This is a genomic window from Rhizocola hellebori (assembly GCF_016862955.1).
In the GTDB taxonomy this organism is placed as follows: domain Bacteria; phylum Actinomycetota; class Actinomycetes; order Mycobacteriales; family Micromonosporaceae; genus Rhizocola; species Rhizocola hellebori.
This window is the reverse complement of sequence record NZ_BONY01000153.1, coordinates 1-10428: the sequence shown is the minus strand read 5'-3', so window position 1 is coordinate 10428 and position 10428 is coordinate 1. Positions and strand designations below refer to the sequence as shown.

At 67.0% G+C, this 10428-nt stretch carries 13 protein-coding genes; 9 read left to right on the top strand and 4 right to left on the bottom strand.

Going from position 1 to position 10428, the window contains the following annotated elements; genetic code table 11:
* Positions 1-176: 176 nt before the first annotated feature.
* Positions 177-566, bottom strand: coding sequence for a hypothetical protein (locus tag Rhe02_RS48600; RefSeq protein WP_203915395.1), 390 nt, complete (start codon positions 564-566; stop codon positions 177-179).
* Between the two features lie 131 nt (positions 567-697).
* Between Rhe02_RS48600 and murI the strand changes: the two genes are divergently transcribed.
* Genes murI through rdgB form a run of 4 tightly spaced genes read left to right on the top strand, consistent with a single transcriptional unit; the run spans position 698 to position 3640 of the window.
* Positions 698-1495, top strand: a complete 798-nt coding sequence (gene murI / locus Rhe02_RS48595) for a glutamate racemase (RefSeq protein ID WP_203915394.1) — start codon at positions 698-700, stop codon at positions 1493-1495.
* The gene (locus Rhe02_RS48590) at positions 1492-2238 is read left to right on the top strand and encodes an MBL fold metallo-hydrolase (RefSeq protein ID WP_203915393.1); all 747 of its coding nucleotides are present in this window, start codon (positions 1492-1494) and stop codon (positions 2236-2238) included. The genes murI and Rhe02_RS48590 overlap by 4 nt, the downstream gene beginning before the upstream one ends.
* A 20-nt stretch (positions 2239-2258) precedes the next feature.
* Positions 2259-3035: a ribonuclease PH gene (rph, locus tag Rhe02_RS48585; protein WP_203915392.1), complete on the top strand. Its 777-nt coding sequence runs from the start codon at positions 2259-2261 to the stop codon at positions 3033-3035.
* Entirely contained in the window at positions 3032-3640 is a 609-nt protein-coding gene (gene rdgB, locus Rhe02_RS48580) for an RdgB/HAM1 family non-canonical purine NTP pyrophosphatase (RefSeq protein WP_203915397.1), read from the top strand. The genes rph and rdgB overlap by 4 nt, the downstream gene beginning before the upstream one ends.
* Here rdgB and Rhe02_RS48575 read toward each other — a convergent pair.
* Together Rhe02_RS48575 and Rhe02_RS48570 are read right to left on the bottom strand one after the other, a co-directional pair.
* On the bottom strand, positions 3599-4840 hold the full coding sequence (locus Rhe02_RS48575) for a PTS transporter subunit EIIC (RefSeq protein WP_239124568.1): 1242 nt from the start codon (positions 4838-4840) through the stop codon (positions 3599-3601). The genes rdgB and Rhe02_RS48575 overlap by 42 nt on opposite strands.
* A complete protein-coding gene (locus tag Rhe02_RS48570; protein ID WP_203915391.1) occupies positions 4837-5577 on the bottom strand; it encodes a GntR family transcriptional regulator in 741 nt (246 codons plus the stop codon). The genes Rhe02_RS48575 and Rhe02_RS48570 overlap by 4 nt, the downstream gene beginning before the upstream one ends.
* A gap of 96 nt (positions 5578-5673) precedes the next feature.
* Between Rhe02_RS48570 and Rhe02_RS48565 the strand changes: the two genes are divergently transcribed.
* Genes Rhe02_RS48565 through Rhe02_RS48545 form a run of 5 tightly spaced genes read left to right on the top strand, consistent with a single transcriptional unit; the run spans position 5674 to position 9326 of the window.
* Positions 5674-5916 carry a PTS sugar transporter subunit IIB gene (locus Rhe02_RS48565; RefSeq protein WP_373320818.1) on the top strand — a complete coding sequence of 81 codons (243 nt, stop codon included), beginning with the start codon at positions 5674-5676 and terminating at the stop codon, positions 5914-5916.
* A gap of 5 nt (positions 5917-5921) precedes the next feature.
* Complete coding sequence (locus tag Rhe02_RS48560) at positions 5922-6377, top strand: PTS sugar transporter subunit IIA (RefSeq protein WP_203915390.1); 456 nt, start codon at positions 5922-5924, stop codon at positions 6375-6377.
* Entirely contained in the window at positions 6370-6627 is a 258-nt protein-coding gene (locus Rhe02_RS48555) for an HPr family phosphocarrier protein (RefSeq protein WP_203915389.1), read from the top strand. The genes Rhe02_RS48560 and Rhe02_RS48555 overlap by 8 nt, the downstream gene beginning before the upstream one ends.
* A complete protein-coding gene (locus Rhe02_RS48550; protein WP_203915388.1) occupies positions 6620-8140 on the top strand; it encodes a phosphoenolpyruvate--protein phosphotransferase in 1521 nt (506 codons plus the stop codon). The genes Rhe02_RS48555 and Rhe02_RS48550 overlap by 8 nt, the downstream gene beginning before the upstream one ends.
* Positions 8141-8144: 4 nt before the next feature.
* On the top strand, positions 8145-9326 hold the full coding sequence (locus tag Rhe02_RS48545) for an FAD-dependent oxidoreductase (RefSeq protein ID WP_203915387.1): 1182 nt from the start codon (positions 8145-8147) through the stop codon (positions 9324-9326).
* Between the two features lie 379 nt (positions 9327-9705).
* Here Rhe02_RS48545 and Rhe02_RS48540 read toward each other — a convergent pair whose 3' ends face one another.
* The gene (locus Rhe02_RS48540) at positions 9706-10281 is read right to left on the bottom strand and encodes a TIGR03086 family metal-binding protein (RefSeq protein ID WP_203915386.1); all 576 of its coding nucleotides are present in this window, start codon (positions 10279-10281) and stop codon (positions 9706-9708) included.
* Positions 10282-10428 lie beyond the last annotated feature (147 nt).

Genomic DNA, 10428 nt, shown 5'->3' with positions numbered 1-10428 from the left:
ATGGGTGCAGAGCAAAGGTGCCGCGCAACAACACCTGACCTCGGCCTCCCCGCGGCGTGCGTGCCTCAGAGCGGCTGCCGCGATTTCGGGGGAAAGCGTTGCTGTGCGGCGAGTGGATCTCGCGTTTTCCCTGAAATCGCGATGATCTTCTATAGCGGGGCGCGAGGTGCGGGAGATTAGAGGAGGGTGTAGATGATGGTGACGTTGGCGCTGAGCAGGATGGTTGCCACGGCCAGGAGGTACCACGGGAGGTGGGCGCGGTGGATGGAGCCGAAGGCGGCAGCCATCAGAGCGGTGCCGGCGAGGCCGATCGAGATCGCGGTGGGCGGATACCAGGCCGGGCCGCCGAACAGGATCGCGATCATGAGGCGGCCGGCGGGCAGGAGGCCGGCGAACACGCAAGCGGCGGCCCAGAAGGCCATGCCGAGCATGCGGGCGCTCGGGGGCGGAGCGTCGTCCTCGGTGGGGAGGCGGAAACGGGTGCTGATCCCTGCTCGCAGGCGCTGCATGGGCGGGGCTGGCCGGCGCGGAGTGGGAACAAGCAGCAAGTCGTTGTCCGTGCTCATACCCACTCAACGCCGACACGCTGTAGCGGAAACGCTACCGAGGCGCCGCACGCCCTGTCCGGTGTCTGTTTGACGACATGTGCTATTTGACTCTTCGCACCGAAGGGGGTTGTGCAAGTAGGCTGCGCAGCGTGACGGACGCGCCGATCGGCATCTTCGATTCGGGAGTCGGTGGGCTGACGGTAGCCCGGGCGATACTTGATCAGCTCCCCAGCGAGCAGATCGTGTACCTGGGCGACACGGCGCATATGCCGTATGGTCCCAAGCCCATAGCCGACGTACGCGCCTATGCCCTGGAATGCCTCGACCGGCTGGTGGCTGAGCAGGGCGTGAAGCTTCTCGTCATCGCCTGCAACAGTGCGAGTGCGGCGTGCCTGCACGACGCCCGCGAGCGCTACGACATCCCGGTCGTGGAGGTCATCCGGCCGGCGGTGCGAAGGGCAGTCGCGGCCACCCGCAACAATCGGGTGGGTGTGATTGGTACCACGGCAACAATTAACTCCGGGGCATATCAGGATTCCTTCGCCGCCGCGCCCCAAACGCACGTCACGGCGGTGGCCTGCCCTCAGTTCGCCGAGTTCGTGGAGCGCGGCGTCACCTCAGGGCGGGCCTTGCTCGGCCTCGCCAGCGCCTATCTTGAGCCCCTCCAGCGCGCTGAGGTGGATACGCTTGTTCTTGGCTGCACTCACTATCCGTTGCTGGCAGGCCTGATCAGCCTGGTGATGGGAGAGCAGGTGACGCTGGTGTCGAGCGCCGACGAGACCGCTCGTGATGTCTATCGGGTGTTGATGGAAAAGGATCTGCTGCGACCGGATTCGGTCCAGACACCCACCCATGAGCTGTTGACGACGGGCGATCAGGAAATTTTCGATCGTCTTGCCCATCGTTTCCTCGGCGATCTCCGTCTGAAAAAAGGAGCCGTCGCATGAGGTTGACCGTTCTTGGCTGTGCTGGGAGCTTCCCAGGCCCCGAGTCGGCCTGTTCGGCCTATCTTGTCGAGGCCGATGGTTTCCGGCTCCTGCTCGACTTCGGATCCGGGTCGCTTTCGGCGTTACAGCGCTACGCCGGGCTCAAGTCGGTGGACGCCATTGTGTTGAGCCACCTGCACTGTGACCACATGATGGACGCATGCACCTATGTGGTTGTCCGGCGCTATGCTCCCGATGGTCCTTACCCGCCGATCCCGATTTACGCCCCGAGCGGCGCGCCCGAGCGGATAGCCGCCGCCTATAGCCTTGACGAAGGCCCACTGGACGACGTCTACACGTTCTATGCGCTGCAGCCGGGCAGCTTCCCGATCGGCCCGTTCCAGGTTCACGTCGACCGGGTGAACCACCCCGTCGAGACCTACGGGGTGCGGATCGAGCACGAGGGAAAGGTGCTGGCCTATTCGGGGGACACCGCGGTCTGCGATGCGGTGCTGCGGCTGGCCCAGGACGCCGACCTGTTCCTCTGCGAGGCGAGTTACCTCGACGGGGTCGACAATCCGCCAGGTCTGCACCTGACCGGCCGGGAGGCGGGCGAGGTGGCCACCAAGGCGGGGGTCAAGCGCCTGCTGCTCACCCATCTGGTGGCAGCGTGGGGTTCGGAGTCGCACACCCACGCCCATGCCAGTGAGGCTTTTGCAGGTCCCGTGGAGATTGTCCGCCCTGGGTCGCGCTACGACATTTGACTCCGGATAGGGTGTGGCGCATGGCCCGTCCTGACGAACGAAAGCCCGATGAGCTGCGCCCGGTGAGACTGATCCGGGAGTGGAGCCGCCATCCCGAGGGATCGGTCCTGGTGGAGTTCGGTGATACGCGTGTGTTGTGCACGGCCAGCGTCACCGAGGGGGTGCCCAGGTGGCGTAAAGGTTCCGGCCAGGGCTGGGTGACGGCCGAGTATTCGATGTTGCCGCGGGCGACCACCACCAGATCCGAGCGGGAAAGCGTCAAAGGCAAGATTGGCGGGCGCACCCACGAGATCTCACGCCTGATCGGCCGCGGTTTGCGCGCCTGCATCGAGCTGCGTGCGCTGGGGGAGAACTCGGTAGTCATCGACTGCGATGTGCTGCAGGCCGACGGTGGCACACGGACGGCGGCCATCACCGGCGCCTACGTCGCGCTGCACGACGCGGTCACCTGGATGGCGGCCAAGAACATGCTCACCCGCAAGCAAACCGTGCAGACCGCGTTGCACCGTTCGGTTGCCGCGGTCAGCGTGGGCATCGTGGCCGGGGAGGCGCGCCTCGACCTGTGTTACGAGGAGGATGTGGCGGCTCAGGTCGACATGAACATCGTCTGCACCGGAATCGGCGACTTCGTCGAGGTACAGGGCACCGGTGAGGACGGCGTCTTCGACCGCGCCCAGCTCAACGCGATGCTCGACCTGGGCCTGGCGGGCTGCGAGAAGCTGACCACCCTGCAGCGCGAGGCGCTAGGACTGCCCACATTGGACGCGGCGGGCCTGTTGGCGGTGTTCAAGAAATAATGAAACTGCTACTCGCTTCGCGGAATCGCAAGAAGCTCGAAGAGCTGCGCCGGATTCTGGCTTCCTCGCCCGACCTGCTCAAGGTGGAACTGGTCGGGCTCGACGATGTGCCGGAGTACCCGGAGGCGCCGGAGAAGGGGCTCACCTTCGCCGAGAACGCCTTGATGAAGGCCCGCGAGGGCGTGAAGTACACCGGGCTGCCCACGGTCGGCGACGACTCCGGGCTGGCGGTGGACGCGCTCAACGGCATGCCGGGCGTGTTCAGCGCCCGCTGGGCGGGCCGGCACGGCGACGACAAGGCCAACCTCGACCTGGTCCTGGCCCAGATATCCGATGTGGACGACGAGTTCCGGGCCGCGGCGTTCGTGTGTGCCGTGGCGCTGGTGCTGCCGGGCGGCAAGGAGCATCTTGTGCACGGCAAGATGCCGGGCCGCCTGATCCGCGCGCCGCGAGGCGAAGGCGGCTTCGGCTACGACCCGATTTTCATCGCCGACGGGCACACCAAGACCAGCGCGGAGCTCGACCCGGCGGCCAAGGACGCGATCAGCCACCGTGGTCAGGCGCTACGTGCGCTCGCCGGCGTGATCGCCAAGAACCTCGGGTGATTCCTCCTCGGGCTCCCGCCCGGGGGTCTTCAGATCGAACCGCAAGATCATGAAGCGGAAGATCGTGTAGTAGAGGACGCCATAGACCGCGCCGACCAGGAATACCAGCCATGGTTTCTCGTGGTTGGCGCCAAAGAAGTTCAGCCCCCAGTCGATGAACCCGGCCGAGAACGTGAAGCCGTCGCGGGCGCCCAGGGCGTTCATGATGACCATGGACAGCCCGGTCAGGATGGCGTGCACCACATACAGCAGGGGCGCCACAAAGACGAAGGCGAATTCGATCGGCTCGGTGATCCCGGTGAGGAACGAGGTCAGCGCGGCGGAGCCGAGCAGACCGGCGATCGCCTTGCGCCGCTCAGGCCGCGCCGTGTGGATCATCGCCAGGCATGCGGCAGGCAACGCGAACATCATGATGGGAAAGAACCCGGTCATGAAGCCACCGGCGGTCGGGTCGCCGGCGAAGAACCGGTTCAGGTCGCCGGTCTTGCCGTCGTACTCGCCGAAGGTGAACCAGACCAGCGAGTTGGGAATGTGGTGCAGCCCGGTGGGTACCAGGAGACGGTTGACGACACCGTAAACACCCGCACCGAGGGTGTCGTTGGCGACGATCCAGTTGCCCATGGCATTGAAACCACGGCCCAGGAACGGCCAGATCAGTCCAAACAGGACACCGTTGACCAGGGCGGCGCATCCGGCGAGGATGGGCACGAGCCTGCGCCCGCCGAAGAAACCTAGATAGCTGGGCAGTTTGGTGCGGTGAAAACGCTCGTATAGCAGGGCTGTGGTGATGCCCATGAGGATTCCACCCAGTACCCCCATGGAAACAATCGCCCCATTGACCTTGTCGTAGCCGGCCACCACGGTGTAAACGGCATCGAAGACAAGGAATCCCACCACGGCGGCCAGCGCCGTGGAGCCGTCGGACTTGCGGGCGAATCCGATGGCCACACCGACCGCGAACAGCAACGGGAGGTGGTCGAAGATGGCGTTTCCGGCCTGCAGCAACACCTGTGAGACGGCGTTGTTGGCGGAGACGCCGAGCCGGTTGGCGATGTCGGCCTGCCCGAACCGCTGGAACAGCCCGGCGATGGGCAGCACCGCGATCGGCATCATCAGGCTGCGCCCGATGCGCTGCAACACCCCGAAAACCGCGCTGCCACGACGAACACGGGGTTCCGGGGCGGCTACGAGTGTGGTCACGTTTCCCTCCGACGCTTCGAAGGAAGAGGGCGGGCAAGGGGAACCCAGATCTTGTACCGGTCAGCCCGGTAGAACGACACCGAGTACGACACCAGCGTCGGGCCGGCGTAGGAGTGCCGTTCGATGTGCAGTACGGCGGAGTGCGGGCGTACGCAGAGGAAGTTGGCCAGCTCGGTGTCGGCGGCACCGGCCTCGATGGTGTCCTCGCCCCAGTCGGGGACCAGACCGAACCTTTCCGCGAGACTTTGATACAGCGACTCGGGCGCGGGGGCGTCCATCAGACCCGGCACGAGCGAGTGCGGGAGCCAGGTGCGCTCGACGGCCATGGGCACGTCGTCGGCGAACCGCAGCCGCTTGAGGTAGATCAGGTCGGCGTCGACCTCGCAGGTCAGCTCACGGGCGAGGTGGGCGGTCGCGCGGACCATCGTGTAGGCGAGCACGGTGGAGCTGGGCCGCATTCCGCGCCGGGTCATCTCCTCACCGAAGGAGGTGAGCCGGGCCTGCAGATCGACCTTGGGTTTGGCGACGAAGGTGCCCTTGCCGGTGACCTTGAACAGGCGGCCCTCGGCGACCAGCGATTCGACCGCCTGGCGCACGGTCATCCGGGCGACACCGTATCTGGTGGAGAGTTCGCGCTCGCTCGGGATCGGCTCCTCCACCTGCAGCGAACTCTCGATAAGGTCGATGAGAATCTCGCGGAGCTGGAGGTGCTTGGGCTTGTGCTGGTCGAGCGTCAACCTTCTCTTCTCCTACGTGATCGGTGTCACGTCTAGACCGGACTAGACCAGACGGTGTCTACTGTTGTCAACCCTTACTGAACACGTGGAGGCCACATGACTGGGATGGTCAGCAAGGCCGAGCAGATCATCGCTGGGCTTGGCGGTGTGAACAATATCGTGGAGATCGAGCCATGCATTACCCGTCTGCGCAGTGAAGTGGTCAACGCCAACCTCGTCAACGAGGCCGTCCTGCGTGCGGCCGGTGTCCATGGCGTCCTGCGAGCGGGGAAGATCGTTCAAGTGATCGTCGGACCCGAAGCGGACACCCTCGCCGGCGATATCGAAGACTTGATGTGAGCCCCGTGGTCGTTACCGCTCCATTGACGGGCCTGATCGTCCCGCTCAGCGAGGTTCCGGATCCGGTCTTCGCGCAGCGCCTCGTCGGGCCTGGGCTGGCGATCTCGCCGACGCCCCAGCGCCAAACCATCCTTTCCCCCATCGATGGCCGCCTGCTCAAGCTGAAGCCGCACGCCTTCATCGTGGCCGAGGGGCGCACAGCCGTCCTGGTCCACCTGGGCATCGACACCGTGCTGCTCGACGGCGCCGCCTCCTCGCTCATCGCCGTCGAGAAGCAGATCGTCAGGGCGGGCGAGCCGATCATGTTCTGGGATCCGATCCTGGTCGAAGCCGCGGGGCTGAGCGCCATCTGCCCTGTGGTGGCCCTGGACGCCCCCGCGGACGCCGTCGCTGACCTCGCCCACGGTGAGGTCGTTGCGGGCGCTGAGCTGTTCACCTGGCGGGAGCGTATCTATGGCTGAGCGCCGCGTCGTGGTCGCGTCGGCGGTCGGTCTGCACGCGCGGCCCGCGGCCCTCTTCGTGACCGCGGTCACGAAGATCGGTCTTCCGGTCACGCTGACCCGCCGCGACGGCCGCACCGCCGACGCCCGCAGCATCCTGGCCGTCGTCACGCTCGATGTGAAGTGTGGCGACGAGGTGCTGCTGTGCGCCCACGGCGATGACGCCGAGGCGGCGCTCGACCGGCTGGCGGAGCTACTGACCCATGGCTGAACTGCGCGGAACAGGCATCGGGCGGGCAGTGGCCGCGGGCCGGGTGGTCCGGCTGGCCGATCCGCCGCAGCTGCCACCCGAGGCGCAGCCCGGCCCGGTCGAGGCGGAACGGGCGCTGGCCATAGACGCGCTGGCCCGGGTCGCTTCGGAGCTTCGCGCGCTGGCCCGGCCCGGCACCGAGGCGGCCGCGATCCTTGAGGCGCAAGCGCTTATGGCCACGGATCCGGCTCTCGTCGACGAGGTTTTGTCCACTGTGGAGCGCGGAATGGGGGCGCGTCAGGCGATAGTCGCCGCGTTGAACGGGTACGCGCAAGCGCTTTCCGAAGCGGGTGGCTACCTCGCGGCACGGGTGGCCGACCTGGAGGACATCGGCCGCCGAGCCTCCGCCATCTGCGCGGGCGTCACGCTGCCCCCACTGCCCCAGCCCGGCCATCCCTACGTGCTGGTGGCCCGCGACCTTTCGCCGGCCGACGTAGCCGTCCTGGACGATCGAGTGCTCGCGCTGATCACGGCCGAGGGCGGGCCGACCAGCCACAGCGCGATTCTGGCCCGCAGCATGGGCATCCCGGCGGTGATCGGCTGCGCTCAGGCGCTGAGCCTGCGCGACGGCCAGCTGGTGACCGTGGACGCGGCGCGCGGCCTGGTGCTGCACGGCGAACACGTTGGCACGACGGCAAACCAGTCCCCGGTGACCGGACCGGGCCGCACCGCCGATGGGCATCGGGTGCTGTTGCAGGCCAACATCGGCTCACCCGAGGACATCGCGGCAGCGCTCGCCGCGGGCGCCGAAGGCGTGGGCCTCATGCGCACCGAATTCTGCGACTCCTACGCCGAAGTCTTTCAAGCCTTTTCTGGGTACCGGGTGACCGTGCGGGTATTCGACGCCGGCTCGGACAAACCCCTGCCAGGGCTGTCCAACGCCGGCGAGCCGAACCCGGCGCTGGGGGTCAGGGGAGTGCGGGCGCTTCAAGCCAACCCCGAGATCCTTGACGCCCAGCTCAGGGCGATCGCCGACGCGGCCACCGCGGCCGTGGCCCAGGTGTGGGTGATGGCGCCGATGGTGGCCCACGAGCAGGAAGCGGCCTGGTTCGCCCGGCGGGCCGCGTCGCACGGGCTCACCGCGACCGGCGTCATGGTCGAGGTACCGTCGGCCGCCCTGACCGCCCGAGAGGTGCTCTCGCACGTCGAGTTCGCCAGCATTGGCACCAACGACCTCACCCAGTTCACCCTCGCTGCGGATCGCCAGGTGGGCGCGCTCGCGCATCTGCAGGATCCGTGGCACCCGGCCGTGCTGCGCCTGATCGCCCAGGTCTGCCTAGCCGGGCAGGCGCTGGGCCGCCCGATCGGTGTCTGCGGCGAGGCCGCGGCCGACCCGAGGCTCGCCTGTGTCCTGGTCGGCCTCGGCGTCACCAGCCTGTCGATGGCACCCGGCGCCATCGCCGACGTCCGCGCGGAGCTGCTGCGGCACTCGCTAGATCAATGTCGCGAGATGGCAAAGTCCATTTTAGAGTGAGCCCATGCGGCAAACACAGGTGTGTGTGGTCGGCGGCGGTCCAGCCGGTCTGATGCTCGGGCTTCTGCTGGCACGCCAGGGGGTAGAGGTCGTCGTGCTGGAGAAGCACGCCGATTTCCTCAGGGACTTCCGCGGTGACACCGTGCACTCCTCAACCCTGGCCTTCCTCGAAGAGCTGGGGCTCGACGAGCAGACGGCCAAGCTGCCCGGGCGCAGGGCGGGCAAGCTGCGGATGTCGTTCTCCGACGGCACTTTCACGGTGGCCGACTTCACCAGGCTGCCCGGACACTATCGCTACCTGATGTTCGTGCCCCAGTGGGACCTTCTCGACCTGCTGGCCGAGGAGGCCTCCCGCTATCCCAGCTTCACCCTGTTGCGCAACACCGAGATGACCGGTCTGCGGCGCGACCCCGACGGCACCGTCACCGGTGTGGTCACCGGCGCCGGGGAGGAGATCTCGGCCCGGCTCACCGTGGCCTGTGACGGCCGGTTCTCCACGGTTCGCCAGGAGCTTGGGCTGCAGCCCCAGGAGTTCGGCGCTCCGATGGACGTGCTGTGGTTCCGCGTCCCGCGTGAGGCGGTCGACGGCGAGGGGCTCGAGATGCACATCGGCTTCGGCGGCTTGATGATCTGCATCGATCGTGGCGACTACTACCAATGCGCTTTCGTCATCGCCAAGGGCGGCTATGACACGGTGGTGGCCCAGGGCTTGGAAGCGCTCAAGGAACGCATCGCCCGCCTCGCCCCCGCATTGCGCGTCGACGCGATCTCCAGCTGGGAAGACGTGAAGCTGCTCACCGTCCGCGTCAACCGGCTCAAGCAGTGGTACGGCCCCGGATATCTGCTCATCGGCGACGCCGCCCACGCGATGAGCCCGATCGGCGGGGTCGGCATCAACCTCGCCATCCAGGACGCCATAGCCACCGCGCGCATTCTCGGCCCAGCGCTCAGATCGGGCGCAGCGCTGGACCCGCTCGCGGTGGTGAACCGCCGGCTGTGGCCCACCGTCGTCACCCAGGCCGGGCAGCGCTTGGCGCAAAAGCGTTTCGTCGACCCGCTGCTGCGCGCCGAAGGCCCGGTGAAGGCGCCCGCCATTCTCGGCCTCCTCAGCAAGGTCCCCGAGTTCCAAGGCCTGCCCGCCCGCCTCATCGGCTTCGGCGCCCGCCCCGAACATCTCCGCGAGTGAAATGGCGCGAGGCCACCCCGGCACAGGGCCTGGCGTGTTCACTCCGGACGGCTGCGCGTGGAGTTCTGCGAACGCCTTCTGGTTGGTAATGAGCCCGACGTGATTGCGGCGGCCGTTCCCGCGCCGGCCAGCATCCTTGCTCGGCTCGTTCCTGGTCCACGCGCCAGCGCACGCTTTGCTCGCGACCTGCGCCCGGCACGTCAAGCTCGGCGACTGCGCGCTGATCCAGCGCGAAGACGAGAACTGGCGCGCCAACGTCCCGCGCTGGACCCAGACGTTCCTTGCCCGCCCTTTAACCGGGCCTGCACCTCGATTCCCACCTCACCACCGACCGCACATGGGTCCTGGCCAGGCCCGTGAGTCCTACGTGACTCGTAGGCTACGCAGCCGTCCATTTGGGGTCGCGGCCCAGGTAGGAGAGCAGGATCGCCAGGTCGTCGGAGTCGGCCGGTGGGGTGAGGGCTTCGGCGTAGGCGCCCCAGGCGCGCACGCCTTCCACAATCTGCTCCGCGGCTTTGAGCAATGAGCGAGCCATCTCGTTGGAGATGGGTGACAGCTGGCCGGTGGCGACAGCGATGTCCCAAGCGTGTACTCCCGCGTCGAGCGCGCAGGCGCCAACCGCAAGCCAGTACGGGGCTTGGAACGGTGGAAGTGGAATCGGCACCGCCTCCGCACCGGTGTCGACCGTCGCCCACGCTGCACGGGATGCGTCCACAGCTCGTTGAACGAAAACCGCTGCCGGGACGTCAAGCGTGCCCGATGGTGCGAACGGGTCCCAGTCGAGCTTCGGGCCGCCGGTGAGCTGCGCGACATACGCGAGCTGATCCCCGGCAGCATGCTGGACGACCTGGGTTACCGTCCACTGTGCACAGGGCGTTGGGTTTTGCCATGCGCCGTCCGGGACTTTTCCAACCACTGTGAGCAACGCTTCGTGAGCTTCGCTGAGAATCTCCATAAGGAGATCATATGCTGAAACATCATCTCGCCGGAGCCTAGCGCCAGGCAGCCAGCAAATCCTCTGGCGTCAGGTGTTTGACCGAGTCCACTGTGGAGCCCATGCGGGAGACAGCCAGAAGTTGGGTCTTCTCGTCGGCGCCGGGGG